The sequence below is a fragment of the Paraburkholderia sp. SIMBA_030 genome (assembly GCF_046535245.1).
GTDB lineage: Bacteria > Pseudomonadota > Gammaproteobacteria > Burkholderiales > Burkholderiaceae > Paraburkholderia.
On record NZ_JAWRXB010001587.1, the window covers coordinates 1 to 238 of the forward strand.

Annotated in this window: 1 protein-coding gene; it reads right to left on the reverse strand. The window is 67.6% G+C overall.

The features are described from left to right. On the reverse strand, positions 1–238 hold a 238-nt coding region (locus SB772_RS45360; protein WP_410839198.1), incomplete at both ends, for a hypothetical protein.

Here is a 238-nt window from a genome sequence, read left to right on the forward strand (position 1 = left end):
GCGGGGATCTCTGGGGTCTGGCGCAGGATGTCGGTGATCGGGAAGCGGTCCTCCATCGCCAGGGCCATGTACATGCGCGGCATCAGCGGGAAGTGGAAGGCCATGTGGCACTCGTCGCCGTCGCCCTCGCCAACGTACGGGCGGGTGTCTTCGGGCCACTGGTTGGCTTCGGCCAGGAGCATGCGGTCCGGGTAGTTGGCGTCGATCTCGGCGCGGATGGCTTTGAGCACCCGGTGGG